We start from the raw sequence: 6654 nt of genomic DNA, 5'->3' as shown, positions 1-6654 counted from the left end.
CCTCCGCCGTCGGGTCCCGCACCTTGGGCGATGCGGGCCTTCTCGGGCGTCTCCACGCTCTCGAACAGGCTCAGGCTGGCCGGGGATGGCCTTGTCCGCGCGGCGGCCGTGGTTGCCGCCCTTCGGCGTGGCGGCCAGGTGCGCGCGCAGGCCCTCGCGCGAGAAATCCGTCCCCTGGCCGGCGTAGCTGCCGTTGCAGGTGACGAAGAAGCGCGCCCGCTTGTAGGCGATGCCCAGCTTGCGCAGCTCGCGCTCGCCGAGCGTGGTGGAACGCCGGGCGCGCATGATGGCGTGCGCCCCCTTCACGCCGATGCCGGGCACGCGCAAGAGCGCCTCGAGCGGCGCCTTGTTCACCTCCACGGGGAAGAAGTCCAGGTTGTTGAGCGCCCAGTTCGCCTTCGGGTCCACCTCGGGGTCCAGGAACGGGTGCTCCTCGTCGATGATCTCGGTGACGTCGAAGCGGTAGAAGCGCAGAAGCCAGTCCGCCTGGTAGAGCCGGTGCTCGCGGTTGAGCTGCAGGGCGTCGGTGCAGGGCAGGCGCGCGTCGTCGTTCACGGGCGTGTAGGCGCTGAAGAACACGCGCTTGAGCGAGAGCGTGCGGTAGAGCGCGGCCGAGAGGTTGAGTATCTGGAAATCGCTTTCGGGCGTGGCCCCCACGATCATCTGCGTGGACTGACCGGCGGGCACGAAGGCCCGCTCCTTCTTCTTCGGCTTGATCGTCTTCATATAGGTGGTGTTCTTGCGCACGAGCGCGCGGGTGTCCTTGTCCACCGCGATGTTGTCGCGGATCTGGCGCATGGGCGCGATGATCTGCTGCTTGTTCTTCTCGGGGGCGAGCAGGGCCAGACTCTGCTGCGAGGGCAGCTCCATGTTCACGCTCATGCGGTCGGCCAAATGCCCCAGCTCGTCCACGAGCTCGGGCGAGGTGCCGGGCACGGCCTTGGCGTGGATGTAGCCGCGGAAGCCGTGCTCGCCCCGCAGAAGCGACAGCGTCTGGATCATGAGCTCGGTGGTGTAGTCGGGGTTCTTGATGACGCCCGAGCTTAGGAACAGCCCCTCGATGTAATTGCGGCGGTAGAACGCGATGGTGAGGTCGGCCAGCTCCTGCGGCGTGAAGGCGGCGCGCCTCACCTCGTTGGAGCAGCGGTTCACGCAGTAGGCGCAGTCGTAGACGCACACGTTGGTCATGAGCACCTTCAAGAGCGTGATGCAGCGGCCGTCCGCGGCGAAGCTATGGCAGCATCCCGCCGCCATCGTGTTGCCCAGCTTCCCCTTCTGCGCGTCGCGGTCGATGCCGGAGGAGGTGCAGGCCACATCGTATTTCGCCGCATCGGCAAGTATCTCCAGTTTGTCGATCAGTTCCATACGCACGCCCGTTCGCAAGATCAAATGTTCGCGAGAATATCTGTTCGCTTAGTATGGGCGAACGGATATTCGTTGTCAAGATGCGAGGGGCTTCTTCCCGAAACGCCCAGGATGTCGTACAATACGCAGGCACGATGATTCTCGTGCCAGTGTGGCGCAATGGTAGCGCAACAGTTTTGTAAACTGTGGGTTGCAGGTTCGAGTCCTGTCACTGGCTCCACGAAGCAGCAGGCCGGAGGCTCACAGCCCCCGGCCTTTATTCAAGTTAGGGGTAAATTCCCCTCCTTCGCCCCCTTCTAAAAAATAGTCAACGGGGTAGCATGGTCTTCGGGCCGTTGACCGGACGGTCAACGGAAGCGGAGCGGCAGGAAGGGAGGCGGCGGCAATGGGCGCGACGGATGAGGGGCGGCGCTCCAAATTCAGCAAGTTCGAGAGCCTGCCCGAACAGCGGCGCGAGGCCATCGTCAGCGCAGCCGTGGAGACGTTCGGAAAAAACGACTACAAAGGCGCCTCGACCGAGGACATCGCACGGCGCGCCGGCATCTCGAAGGGCCTTCTGTTCTTCTACTTCAAGAACAAGAAGGAGCTCTACCTCTACCTTATGGAGCACCTCATGGAGAAGGTGTCCGACCTGGTGGTGGACGACGCGTTCTACGAAATAGACGATTTCTTCGAGCTTCTCGTCTACGCGGCGGAAACCAAGAGAAAGGTGCTCTCGCGCTTCCCCTACCTGCTGGAATTCTCCGTCCGGGCCTTCTACCCGGAGCACAAGGACATCAAGGACACGATGGACGGCTGGACGCAGCGGCAAATCGATGTGATGTTCACGACGTACTTCAGATGCGTGCGGTTTGACCGGTTCCGCGACGACATCGACCCGAAGTACGTGCTCGACCTGCTGATTTGGCTGGCCGACGGCTATTTGCACCAACAGCGCGCCCTGCATCAGCGCCTCGACATGGACGCGATGCTGGACGAGATGTACCGCTGGTGCGACATGCTGAAGGCCTATTCGTACAAGGAGGAATACCGATGAGCGCAACGATCGGCCCTTCGATTGCAATCGAGGGGCTCACGAAAGACTACGGGAGCGGGCGCGGCGCGTTCGACGTCTCGTTTTCCGTGGAGCGAGGCGAAGTGTTCGGCTTTCTGGGGCCGAACGGCGCCGGCAAAACGGTGACCATGCGCAACCTCATGGGGTTCATCCGCCCCGATAGCGGCAGCGTGCGCATCGAGGGCTTGGATTGCTTCGCCCAGCGCGCCCGCATCCAGGAGCGCCTGGGCCATCTGCCGGGCGAGATAGCCTGCATGGACGAAATGACCGGCACGGCGTTTCTGGAGTTCATGGCGCGCATGAAGAAGCTGCGCGACCGCACGCGCATGAACGAGCTGGTGGAATACTTCGAGCTTGATCCGGCGCGGCGCATCCGCAAGATGTCGAAGGGCACGAAGCAGAAAGTGGGGCTGGTCTGCGCGTTCATGACCTCGCCCGACATCATCCTGCTCGACGAGCCCACGAGCGGCCTCGATCCCCTCATGCAGAGCCGCTTCATCGAGCTCGTGTTGGAGGAGAAGCGCCGCGGCGCCACCATCCTGCTGTCGTCGCACCTGTTCGAGGAGGTGGAGCGCACCTGCGACCGCGTGGCGTTCATCCGCGCGGGCAAGCTGGCGGCCGTCGAGCACATGGACGACGTGCGGAAGTCGCGCAAGCGCGTGTTCGCGGTCACGTTCGCCGATGCGGCTGCGCGCGACCGTTACGTCGCGGCGCACCCTGCCGCCACGGCGCACGGCACGGCAAGCGTCGAGACGACCGTGGGCGGCGACCTCGATGCGTTCGTGAAGGGCCTGGCCGCCTACGAGATCGTCGACCTCACCGCTCGCGAGCAAACGCTCGAGGAGCTGTTCATGCACTTGTACGGATCGGAGTCGAAAGGAGGTTCCCATGAATAGGACGCTGTTTGCGAAGGAGTTGCGCGCGAACCTGTTCGTCAGCGCCATCATCGCTGCGGTGCTGGCCATGTACATCGGCACGATCGTGGCGATGTACGACCCGAAGCTGGGCAAGAGCCTCGATGCCATGATGCAGAGCATGCCCGAGCTGTTCGCCGCGTTCGGCATGTCGATGCAGGCCACCACGCTGCTCGAATTCATGCTGAACTACCTGTACGGGTTCCTGCTGACCATCTTCATCCTCGTGTTGATCCTCGTGATGGCGAACAAGCTGATGGTGCGCTACCTCGACCGCGGAGCGATGGCCTACCTGCTGGCCACGCCCAACAGCCGCACGCGCATCGCATGCACGATGATCGGCGTGATGGTTGCCGTGCTGGTCGGGCTGTGCGCGCTGGTCACGGCGCTCGAGGCGGGCTTCGCCGAAGCGCTGTTCCCCGGAGACCTCGATGTGCAGGCGCTCGTGCAGGTGAACCTTGGATTGCTGGCGCTGTGGCTGGCGATGGCCGGGTTGTGCTTCCTGTCGGCGTGCCTGTTCTCGAACTCGTCGGCGGCGCTGTGGACGGGCGGCGGCCTCTGCATCCTGTTCTTCCTGATGCAGATGGTATCGCAGGCTGGCGACAAGTTCGAGTTCCTGAAGAACGTCAACCCGCTCACGCTGTTCGACTACTACGGCCTGGCCGCAGGCGACGCGTCGGCCGTAGGAGGGGCTATCGCGCTGGCTGCGGGGGCCGTTGCGCTGTTCGCCGCCGCCGTCGCGGTGTTCGACCGCCGCGACTTGAGCATCTAGCAGGTTCGACGAGGCGGGAAGGCGCGCCGCCGCGGACGGGCGCTTCCGGCCCGACGGCCCCGCCTGCCTATTCCCAGGCGAAGTTTTCCGTGCCGGCTCCTACCTCGAAGTGGTACTTCGCGATGCCCAGGTCGACGGCGGTGTAGGCACCAGGGGAAGCCTGGGCGTGCACCGTCCTGCCGTCGGGCAGCAGCTCGAAGCGGAACTTCTGCTGGTTCATGGCCGTGGGGGCGAGCAGTGCCGCCTGCACGCCGCGCTCGAACCACTCCGGCGGCGTCTCGGCCGCATGGCCCACGTCCACGGGCGCCTTCGACTTGCGCGGCCTGCCCTGCGTGGCGCCGTAGCCGATCGCCAGGGCGCAGACCAGTTTTTCTCCCGGCCCGGCGAGGCGGCGGACCTACCTCTTGCTGAACGTGAGCGCCGCCCAGCACGTGTTCAGCCCGAGCGCCTGGGCGGCGAGCACGAGGCGCTCGCCGTAGTAGCCCGCGCGCTCGTCCAGGTCGTCGGCCGGATGCCCGATGACGGCCACGTAGTTGCGCACGTTGCGGAAGCTGCCGTAGCGCGCCAGCATGCTGGAGAACGCCCGGGGTTCGTCCAGCACGATCTGCATGCGCAGCCCGCCCTCGCGGTTGCAGGCATCCGCCTCGTCGCGCAGCGCGGCGAGCACCGGGCCCTCGATGCGCCGGTCGGTGAAGCTGCGCACCGAGTGGCGGCGCTCCATGGCCTCCTCGACGGTACAGAGGGGGAGGGCCTTCGAGACCATGCTGCCAACAGGCGCAGGAGCGCCGTGAGGGTCGTCGGTCCTGACGTTCGCACGGTCCCCGCAAGCCGCGACGTCCTCGTGCGCACTCTCGGGCAGGTCCTCGTCTTTGCGGGCGCCGCCGGACCCGTCTTCGATCTTCTCCATGATGCCGTGCTCCTTCCGTCCGTGCGGGTTCGTTGTCATCGCTGCGCCTTGCCTTATCCGTCTTGCAGGTAGCCTTCGCGGTTGGCCTGCTGCACCAGTTCGTAGACGCGGTCGACGAGCTGCTTGAGCTGCGCCCACTGCGCGTCGTCGGCGGCGATGTGGTAGAAGTTCATGGTGCCCGCGCGCCGCAGGGCGATGATGCCCGCGTCGCGCAGGATCTTCAGGTGGTGCGACACGGCGGGGCGGGAGAGGTGCGTGCGCGCCGTGATCTCGCCCACGCGCAGGCCGCATTCCTCGGCCTCCAGCAGCGCCATGATGATCTGCTGGCGCGTCTCGTCGCCCAGCGCGCCGATGATGTCGCGGCACTCCTCGAACCCCTCCGCGAGGGCTTGGCGGCTTCGCGCCCATTCCCGTTCGTCCATCGGTGCCTCCTTGTCGTCCGCCGTTGTTTCCCCGCTGTCCGCCGGTGTCACCCTATCGTCCATCTGGGACTCCTTTTGGTTCGTTTGTTCGAACCATTAAACCATACGGCGGGGGCTCGCAAGGCGGGGGAGGACGGCGTTTTTTTCCTTGGGAAAGAAATTCGAGACGGATGCCTGCGACCCCCCTCCGTCTTCGGCCGCGGCATCTTCCCAGCCGAGCGCGTCTCGGTCGCCGGCTGCAACCGCGACTCCGGCCGCAAGCATGCGCAGCCCTATCGGCATCCTCCGCGCATGACGCGCGGGCATTCGTTTCGCTACGGGTCGATGCGGGCGATTGCGCCGGGACGCCGGACATGGTTGCATGGGTGCATGGGATTTCGCAAGACATACGTGGACGTGGTGGCGAACATCGACGTGGACGGGCGCGTGACGCCGCTGTCCATCCGGTGGCGCGACGGCCGCACGTTCGAGATCGACCGGGTGCACGAGGCCATCAGGCGCGCGTCCACCCGGGTGGGCGGCACGGGTATCCGCTACCTGGTGACGGTGCACGGCCGCGACAAGTACCTGTTCTTCGAGGACCCGCGCTGGTTCGTGGAAGAGGTCGTGCCCGAGGAGGCGGAGAGCGCGCCGCTTGCGGGCGGGGCGCGCAAGCGGTAGAATGCCTGCGGGAATGAGGTTCTCCCTAAGCCGTTTCAAGGCTTGAACCGCGTAAAGCTGATGACTTCTGCAAACGGACTCCCCGAAGGGGAGCGCCCGCGCGCGGATCGTCGGCTTTTTTCATGCCGCACAGCCGGCGGGGGTAGGAAAGGACGGGATATGGCAGCGGTGCTCTGGGTGGGTGCCGGCGGGTTTCTGGGCGCCGTGGGGCGCTACCTGCTGGGGCTCGTGCCCTTCGAGGGGGACTTCCCCCTCATGACGTTCCTCGTGAACTTCGCCGGCGCGGTGGCAATCGGCGCGATAACCGAGGTGGCGGGTGCCACGTCGGCCCTGTCGGCCGAGGCGGCGCTCTTCCTGAAGACGGGCGTGTGCGGCGGCTTCACCACGTTCTCCACGTTCTCGCTGGAGACGCTCGCCCTGTTCGAGGGCGGGAAGTACGCCACGGCCGCGCTCTACGCCGGCGGCAGCCTTGTTGCCTGCGTGCTGGGCGTGGCGGCGGGCAAGCTGGCCGTGCGCGGCGCGCTGTCGCTCGCACAGCTCATCGGCGCACAAGGCGCCTG

At 65.8% G+C, this 6654-nt stretch carries 7 protein-coding genes, 1 tRNA gene, 1 pseudogene and 1 riboswitch; of the genes and pseudogenes, 6 read left to right on the top strand and 3 right to left on the bottom strand.

Going from position 1 to position 6654, the window contains the following annotated elements:
- Positions 1-1365: putative DNA modification/repair radical SAM protein (locus tag GPA_RS08660; RefSeq protein WP_083809017.1), on the bottom strand; the 1365-nt coding region annotated here is incomplete at its 3' end.
- Positions 1366-1510: 145 nt separating this feature from the next.
- Here GPA_RS08660 and GPA_RS08655 point away from each other — a divergent pair.
- The 4 genes from GPA_RS08655 to GPA_RS08640 all read left to right on the top strand — a co-directional run bounded on the left by GPA_RS08655 (position 1511) and on the right by GPA_RS08640 (position 4105).
- Positions 1511-1585, top strand: a tRNA-Thr gene (locus GPA_RS08655).
- A gap of 165 nt (positions 1586-1750) precedes the next feature.
- Positions 1751-2401 carry a TetR/AcrR family transcriptional regulator gene (locus GPA_RS08650; RefSeq protein ID WP_015539630.1) on the top strand — a complete coding sequence of 217 codons (651 nt, stop codon included), beginning with the start codon at positions 1751-1753 and terminating at the stop codon, positions 2399-2401.
- Positions 2398-3315, top strand: a complete 918-nt coding sequence (locus GPA_RS08645) for an ABC transporter ATP-binding protein (protein WP_015539629.1) — start codon at positions 2398-2400, stop codon at positions 3313-3315. The genes GPA_RS08650 and GPA_RS08645 overlap by 4 nt, the downstream gene beginning before the upstream one ends.
- Entirely contained in the window at positions 3308-4105 is a 798-nt protein-coding gene (locus GPA_RS08640) for an ABC transporter permease subunit (protein WP_015539628.1), read from the top strand. Before GPA_RS08645 ends, GPA_RS08640 begins: the two co-directional genes overlap by 8 nt.
- Positions 4106-4172: 67 nt before the next feature.
- Here the strand turns inward: GPA_RS08640 and GPA_RS20115 are convergent.
- Together GPA_RS20115 and GPA_RS08630 are read right to left on the bottom strand one after the other, a co-directional pair.
- Positions 4173-4826, bottom strand: a pseudogene (locus GPA_RS20115) (nitroreductase family protein).
- Between the two features lie 239 nt (positions 4827-5065).
- Positions 5066-5497: an ArsR/SmtB family transcription factor gene (locus GPA_RS08630; RefSeq protein ID WP_197533084.1), complete on the bottom strand. Its 432-nt coding sequence runs from the start codon at positions 5495-5497 to the stop codon at positions 5066-5068.
- Positions 5498-5803: 306 nt separating this feature from the next.
- Between GPA_RS08630 and GPA_RS08620 the strand changes: the two genes are divergently transcribed.
- Both GPA_RS08620 and crcB read left to right on the top strand, forming a co-directional pair.
- Positions 5804-6094, top strand: a complete 291-nt coding sequence (locus GPA_RS08620; protein WP_015539624.1) for a hypothetical protein — start codon at positions 5804-5806, stop codon at positions 6092-6094.
- Positions 6095-6171, top strand: a riboswitch (Fluoride riboswitch).
- Positions 6172-6253: 82 nt separating this feature from the next.
- Positions 6254-6654 (top strand): fluoride efflux transporter CrcB (gene crcB, locus GPA_RS08615; RefSeq protein ID WP_083809014.1); only part of this gene is annotated, 401 nt, incomplete at its 3' end.

The sequence above is a fragment of the Gordonibacter pamelaeae 7-10-1-b genome, from assembly GCF_000210055.1.
Lineage (GTDB): Bacteria > Actinomycetota > Coriobacteriia > Coriobacteriales > Eggerthellaceae > Gordonibacter > Gordonibacter pamelaeae.
This window is presented reverse-complemented; position numbering and strand designations above follow the sequence as displayed.

Excerpts from the sequence above, each read along its gene's own strand:
- GPA_RS08650 (WP_015539630.1), top strand. The coding sequence starts at position 1,751 with ATGGGCGCGACGGATGAGGGGCGGCGCTCCAAATTCAGCAAGTTCGAG.
- GPA_RS08645 (WP_015539629.1), top strand. The coding sequence starts at position 2,398 with ATGAGCGCAACGATCGGCCCTTCGATTGCAATCGAGGGGCTCACGAAA.
- GPA_RS08640 (WP_015539628.1), top strand. The coding sequence starts at position 3,308 with ATGAATAGGACGCTGTTTGCGAAGGAGTTGCGCGCGAACCTGTTCGTC.
- GPA_RS08630 (WP_197533084.1), bottom strand. The coding sequence starts at position 5,497 with ATGGACGATAGGGTGACACCGGCGGACAGCGGGGAAACAACGGCGGAC.
- GPA_RS08620 (WP_015539624.1), top strand. The coding sequence starts at position 5,804 with ATGGGATTTCGCAAGACATACGTGGACGTGGTGGCGAACATCGACGTG.